Source organism: Spirillospora sp. NPDC046719 (assembly GCF_040645715.1).
GTDB lineage: Bacteria > Actinomycetota > Actinomycetes > Streptosporangiales > Streptosporangiaceae > Spirillospora.
Genome location: NZ_JBEYYT010000619.1, coordinates 1 through 4,432, shown reverse-complemented (window position 1 = coordinate 4,432; position 4,432 = coordinate 1). Strand labels below are relative to the sequence as shown.

At 73.2% G+C, this 4,432-nt stretch carries 4 protein-coding genes and 1 pseudogene; 1 reads left to right on the top strand and 4 read right to left on the bottom strand.

The annotated features are described in order from the left end of the window. A pseudogene (locus tag ABZ914_RS47365) lies at positions 1 to 187 on the top strand (ABC transporter ATP-binding protein); the annotation flags it as partial. Positions 188 to 220: 33 nt separating this feature from the next. Here the strand turns inward: ABZ914_RS47365 and ABZ914_RS47360 are convergent. Genes ABZ914_RS47360 through ABZ914_RS47345 form a run of 4 tightly spaced genes read right to left on the bottom strand, consistent with a single transcriptional unit; the run spans position 221 to position 4,369 of the window. Further along, complete coding sequence (locus ABZ914_RS47360) at positions 221 to 1,741, bottom strand: sulfatase family protein (RefSeq protein WP_500201196.1); 1,521 nt, start codon at positions 1,739 to 1,741, stop codon at positions 221 to 223. Then, a complete protein-coding gene (locus tag ABZ914_RS47355) occupies positions 1,738 to 2,733 on the bottom strand; it encodes an aliphatic sulfonate ABC transporter substrate-binding protein (protein ID WP_500201197.1) in 996 nt (331 codons plus the stop codon). The genes ABZ914_RS47360 and ABZ914_RS47355 overlap by 4 nt, the downstream gene beginning before the upstream one ends. A 2-nt stretch (positions 2,734 to 2,735) precedes the next feature. After that, a complete protein-coding gene (locus tag ABZ914_RS47350; protein ID WP_500201195.1) occupies positions 2,736 to 3,563 on the bottom strand; it encodes an ABC transporter ATP-binding protein in 828 nt (275 codons plus the stop codon). Continuing rightward, on the bottom strand, positions 3,560 to 4,369 hold the full coding sequence (locus ABZ914_RS47345) for an ABC transporter permease (RefSeq protein WP_500201194.1): 810 nt from the start codon (positions 4,367 to 4,369) through the stop codon (positions 3,560 to 3,562). Before ABZ914_RS47345 ends, ABZ914_RS47350 begins: the two co-directional genes overlap by 4 nt. Positions 4,370 to 4,432 lie beyond the last annotated feature (63 nt).

Here is a 4,432-nt window from a genome sequence, read left to right as displayed (position 1 = left end):
CCGCCCGTCCGGCGAGCCCGGCCGGGCGGAGGAGCACGAGGGCCACCACCGCCGCTCCGACCTGATCTTCCGCGCGAACCCGGGCCAGCGCCCGAACCGCGGCGACCACGTGGCGCTGACGGTGAACCTCGACCGGATGCTGCTGTTCGGAGCGGACGGCCGCCGCGTCACGCCCGTCCAGCGCTGACGGCCGTCCCCCCGCCGGGGCGGGCCGCGGTCCTCAGGTCTCCTTTCCGTACACGCCGGCGCCGCGTTCGAACGCCGAGAGCGTCGGGTCGTGGTCGAGCGGCCCGGTGTCGGACATCACGCTCATCCAGTGGTGGAAGTTGTCGCCGCGCTCCACCAGCAGCTCGTAGAGCCGGCGGGTGAGGCGGCGCCGGACGTCCGCGAGCTCGGGGTGGTCGACGCGGTTGAGCAGCTCGTGCGGGTCGGCGTCCAGGTCGTACAGCTCGTCGCGGGACTCCGGGTTGACCACGAGCTTGTACCGGCCGTCGTGGATCATCCGCTGCGGGTAGGGGAAGTGGTGGCCGTGGAACTCGGCGACGCACTCCCGCCGCCACGGGACGTCGCGCCCCTCGACCAGCGGCAGGACGCTGCGCCCGTCGACCGCCGGGGCCGTGTCCTGCCCGGCGAGGTCGAGGATGGTGGCGGTCAGGTCCATGAGCCCGACGAACTCGCCGCTGACGCGTCCCTCCGGCGCGCCGGGGACCCGGACGATTCCGGGCGTGCGGTAGATGTCCTCGTACATGGCCGGGCCTTTGTCGTGCAGCCGGTGCGCGCCGGTGAACTCGCCGTGGTCGGCGGTGAACAGGACGGCCGTCGAGCCGTCGAGGCCGAGGTCGGCGAGGGCGGCCAGGATGCGGCCGATCTCGTGGTCGATCATCGCGACGTAGCCCCGGTAGACGGCGATCAGCTCGCGGGACACCTCCTCCGGCAGCGTGTCGTAGGTCCACAGCTCGCTGTACCGGCGCTGCACGGCGGGCTTGCCCTCGAACGTCTCGGCCACCGACGCGGGCAGCTCGACGTCCGCCGGGTCGTAGCGGTCGTAGTACTCGTCCGGGAGCAGGTACGGCAGGTGCGGTCCGAAGAAGTGGGTCGCGAGGAAGAACGGGCGGCGGCCCGTCCTGTAGTCCTCGGCGTACCGCTCCAGGTGCTCGATCGCGCGGGTGGCGAGGTAGTGCTCGAACGTCGCCTCCAGCGGCTGGCTCAGCCGCGCCGCGAGCAGGTTGCCCGGCCTGCGGTTCGGCAGCGTCCCCCGGATCGGGTTCGTGATCGCGAACGGGGGGAGCCCGCGTTCCTCCAGGTAGGCGAGGTAGTCGGGGTGGTCCACCGGGTTGTGCCAGCCGGGCAGGTGCGGGCCGTCGAAGCCGTAGTGGCCCGCGCTCCGCTCGGCGCCGACGTGCCATTTGCCGATGAGGCCGAGGTTGTATCCGGCCTTGGCGAGCGGTTCGGCGAAGGTGAACTGGCCGTCGGCCAGCTCGTCCAGGTAGCCGACGTTGCGCTCCCGGTTGGCGAGCAGCCTGTGCCGGAACGGCGCGTACCCGGTGAGCAGGCTGGCCCGGGCGGGCGCGCAGATCGCGGTCGGCGTGTAGGACCGGTCGAAGCGCGTTCCCGCCGCCGCCAGGGCGTCCAGGTGCGGGGTGCTCACCGAGCCGTCCGCCGCGTAGCAGCCGAGCGTGTCGACCCGGTGCTGGTCGGTCATCAGGAACAGGATGTTGCGGGGCGCGTCCGCTCCGGTCACTTGCCGGCCGCCTTCGCGTACAGGTCGCCCGCGTAGTAGGTGTCGGCCTTCGGCACGGACTTCAGCTTCCCGGACTCGGCGAACAGGGCAGACAGCCCGTCCAGCCACTTGGCGACGGTCCCGTCCTGCGTCTTGGCGACGAGGTCGGCGGTCGTCGGGTACTCGCCGTTCGCGGCGTCCGCCTTGACCTTGTCGACGGGCAGCTTCATGAACGCCGCGGTCAGCTTGATCGTCTCGTCCAGGTGCGCGGCGCGGTAGTCGGCGGCCTCCTGGAGCACCCGGTCCAGCTTGGTGACCAGTTCGGGCTTGCGGCTCGGCAGGTCGGGGGCGCTGACGAACGCGTTGGGGAAGCTCATCGCCGGGTAGAAGTCGCGGTCGCCGGCGAGGTCGACCAGGTCCGGCTTGCGCTGCTTGATCGTGTCGATCAGCGGGTACCAGATGCCGGCCGCGTCGATCTGGCCGGAGGCGAACGCGGACACGATCGTCGTCGGGTCCATCGCGACCTTCTTCACGTCCTTGGCGGTCAGCCCGGCCCGCTTCAGCGCGAGCGACAGGATCATGTCGCCGGACGTGCCCTCCGGCACCCCGACCTTCTTGCCCTTCAGGTCGGCGACCGTGCGGATCCCGCGGCCCGGCTGGGCGATCACGTGGTCGGCGAACCCGAGCCCGTTGATCGCGATGATCTTCGCCTTGCCGGACGCGGGCAGCCAGAACGCCCCGGGGCCGATGTAGCCGGCGTCCAGGTCCCCGGCGCCGAGCGCCTGGATCTGCAGCGGGCCGTTGGTGAACACCTTCGTCTCGGGCTTGAGGCCCTGCTTCTTCCACAGCCCCTGCTTCTCGGCGATCGCGAGCAGGCTGGAGCCGTTGAAGTCGGCGATGTAGCCGAACCGGACCTTCTCCGACCCGCCGGACCCGGCCTTCGCGTCGCCGCCGCAGCCGGCCGACGACAGGGCCAGCACGGCCGCGGCGAGTCCCGCCAGCGCGGTGCGCATCCTCACGTGGTGTTCCCTTCCTGGTGGTAGACCGCATGCCAGATGCGGTTGCGGATCTCCGCGAACTCCGGGGACAGCCGCACCTCCTCGGTGCGGGGGCGCGGCAGGCCGACGTCCACGACCTCCTGGACGCGGCCCGGCGAGGCCATGACGACGACCCGGCCGCCGAGGTAGACGGCCTCGTCCACGTCGTGGGTGATGAACAGGACCGTGCGGCGCTCCCGGCCCCAGATGCCGAGGAGCCGGTCCTGCATGCGGACGCGGGTCAGCGCGTCGAGGGCGCCGAACGGCTCGTCCATCAGCAGGATCCGCGGCTCGGCGGCGTAGGCGCGGGCGAGCGCGCAGCGCTGCCGCATCCCGCCCGACAGCGTCCGCGGATGGGCGTCGGCGAAGTCGCCGAGCCCGACGAGGTCGATGAAGTGCTCGGCCCGCGCCCGGCGCTCCCGCCGCGGCACCCCGGCGACCTTCAGCCCGAACTCGACGTTCCCCCGCACGGTCAGCCAGGGGAACAGCGCGTACTGCTGGAAGATCACGCCGCGTTCCGGGCCCGGTCCGGTGACCGGGCGGCCGTCGACCAGGACCTCGCCGGAGGTCGGCGGGACGAGCCCGGCGGCGACGCCGAGCAGCGTGCTCTTGCCGCAGCCGGACGGGCCGACGACGGTGACGAACTCCTCGTCGGCGATGCCGAGGTCCACCCCGCCGAGCGCGGTGACGTCGGTCCCGCCGCCGGCGGCCGGGTAGACCTTCCCCACCCCGCGGAACTCGATCTTGGCGGCGCCGGGCGGGGCCGCCTTTCCCGTTCGAGCGCCCTCCGGGCGCGTCCCGTTCACCGGCGGTCCTGCCAGCCGCCGAGCCGCCGCTCCGCGAGCAGCAGCAGCCGGTCCATGAGCAGGCCGAGCACGCCGATCGTGATCAGCCCGACGAAGATCGTGGGGAGGTCGTAGTAGACCTGGGCCTGCTGCATCCGGAAGCCGAGCCCCTGCTGCGCGGCGATCAGCTCGGCCGCCACCAGGGTGGCCCACGCCGAGCCGAGCCCGATCCGCATCCCGACGACGATGAACGGCGTCGAGGCCGGGACGACGACGCGGGTGAAGATGACCCGGTCCCCGGCGCCGAGCACCCGTGCCGCGTTGACCAGCGTGGGATCCACCCCTATCACGCCCTGAAAAGTAGAGATCACGCACGACAGGAAGGCGCCCAGCGCGATCACCAGGATCTTCGGCGTCTCGCCGATGCCGAGCACGACGATGGCCAGCGGGATGATCGCCAGCGGCGGGATCGTCCGGAAGAACTGCACCCACGGCTCCAGCAGCCCGCGCGCGACGCCGTACCAGCCCATCAGGAAGCCGGCCGGGACCGCCAGGGCCGTCCCCAGCGCGAACCCGAGGAGCACCCGGCGCAGGCTCGCCAGCGCGTCGCCCTCCAGCGTCCCGTCGCCGAGCAGCTCGGCCGCGCGGTGCGCCACCCGGACCGGGCCGGGCAGCCCCTGGACGCCGAGGCCCGCGAGGAGCGCCCAGAGCCCGATGCCGAGCAGCAGCGCGATGAGGTTGAGGCCGAGTCCGCGCGCGCGGGACGGCACCCTCCGGCGCCGGGCGCCGCGCACCCGCCGCGGCGCCGGCGCGGGCCCCGTGCCCAACCGCCCCCCGCCTCGGCCGAGTCCGCCACGGGGCGCCGCGCGGGGGCGCCGGCCCCCCCGGGG